General features: G+C 69.1%; 1 protein-coding gene. It reads left to right on the top strand.

The genetic code is table 11. The features are described from left to right. On the top strand, positions 1 to 262 hold a 262-nt coding region (locus OH705_RS27750), incomplete at both ends, for a hypothetical protein (RefSeq protein WP_267303500.1).

Raw genomic sequence — 262 nt, forward strand, 5'->3', positions numbered from 1 at the left:
TGAAGGGCGCCGGGCTGAGCTTTGCCGATATTGCGGGCGTGATCCCGATCGATGGCGCGGCCTATGATGTTCCGGCGCAGATGAAGGAGGGGCCGCAGATCATGCAGGCGACCTACAAGCAGGCGTTCGGAACCGATCCCGCGCGGCAGCGAGCGTTGTCGCCGACGCTGCAGGCGGGCGCTCCCAATGCGCCGCAATTCCTGCTGCTCTACGTCCAGCGCGCGGACGGCGTGCGGCAGGCGAAGGCGCTCGGCGCCGCGCT

The sequence above is a fragment of the Pseudomonas sp. BJa3 genome, assembly GCF_026343815.1.
GTDB classification, from domain to species: domain Bacteria; phylum Pseudomonadota; class Gammaproteobacteria; order Pseudomonadales; family Pseudomonadaceae; genus Aquipseudomonas; species Aquipseudomonas soli.